The sequence below is a fragment of the Bacillus sp. OTU530 genome, from assembly GCF_038440375.1.
In genome coordinates this window covers 1-877 of record NZ_JASATP010000129.1, presented here as the reverse complement: position 1 = coordinate 877, position 877 = coordinate 1, and the positions used below count along the sequence as shown (strand labels likewise).

Here is an 877-nt window from a genome sequence, read left to right as displayed (position 1 = left end):
ATATTTTCCTAGCATATCCGGTCAACGGCAGGTTCGGGTATTGAAGAAATAAAAAGTAATAAATAAAGAATAAGACAATTCCACCACATAGCCCTAAAAGAGTCGCAATCCAAGCATCTTTTTTGGCAGTTATTCCATAACTTACGACCAGTGCACTTCCAAGTTCGAACAAAAACATCATGGCAAATAGTTGAATGGCACTAATTTTTGCTTTCTCCATCGTCTAAGAGATCTCCCCTCCATTATCCATTACACGGATTGATCCACACGTTTATACATCTCATCTAGTCATTTATCCTATCCTACTATCCTATTCTCAATACTTTTAAGGAGTAACTTTGTTTCTCGTATTGTATTTGAAAGCAAAAATCTAGTGCAAGCATCTTTACACGAGGTAACGTACGATGTGCTTAGGTCTTCTTATCATTTGCGTTCCCAGATGGCACAATCTGTCATGAAAACAGTCATTGCGAGATATAAAACAAACCAGAGCAATGGACATGATTGGTCTATGGTACAGTTTAAAAAACCAGAATACGATCTTGTGTGGAATCGTGATTACTCCCTTACACAACAGGTATTTTCCATTAATACACTGCAAGGTCGTGTGAAAGTTCCTTTTGAAACAAAGGGAATGGAGCAATATTTTGATGGCTCTTGGTCCTTTGGGACTGCCAAGTTAGTGTACAAGTATAAGAAGTGGTTTTTGCATATCCCTATGACAAAGGAGGTGCAAGAAGCAGCTGATTATGGAATGAGGCAAGTAGTAGGAATTGATTTTGGTATGAATTTCGTTGCCACTTCTTATGACTCACAAGGCAATACATCCTTTTTTAATGGGAGGACAATGAAACACAAACGTGCAAGATACAAAGCC

1 protein-coding gene and 1 pseudogene are annotated in these 877 nt (G+C 38.2%); one reads left to right on the top strand and one right to left on the bottom strand.

Going from position 1 to position 877, the window contains the following annotated elements; all coding sequences use genetic code 11:
- The coding region (locus tag AAHB12_RS31155) for a GerAB/ArcD/ProY family transporter (RefSeq protein ID WP_342048939.1) at positions 1-220 on the bottom strand (220 nt) is incomplete at its 3' end.
- Positions 221-334: 114 nt separating this feature from the next.
- Between AAHB12_RS31155 and AAHB12_RS31150 the strand changes: the two are divergent.
- Positions 335-877 (top strand): annotated as a pseudogene (locus tag AAHB12_RS31150) (RNA-guided endonuclease InsQ/TnpB family protein); the annotation flags it as partial.